We start from the raw sequence: 204 nt of genomic DNA on the forward strand, positions 1-204 counted from the left end.
AGCCGGGCGAGACATCATCGCTAGCTGTCCAATTTTGCAGGAGCAGTTTGATCACATGGTGGCTGCACCTGGAATGGGTGAGGTCTCGACATTTGCAGTGCTGGCTGAACTGACGACCCTGCCAGTGACGCTCAAATCCCCCCAGATCAGTCGTTATGCAGGGCTGGACGTGCGACTGACCCAGTCTGGAACGAGCATCGACAA

1 protein-coding gene is annotated in these 204 nt (G+C 56.4%); it reads left to right on the top strand.

The features are described 5' to 3' along the window. Nucleotides 1–204: transposase (locus AC30D7_RS28855; protein WP_490136344.1), on the top strand; the 204-nt coding region annotated here is incomplete at both ends.

It is taken from the genome of Pseudomonas sp. DF5 (genome assembly GCF_058148225.1).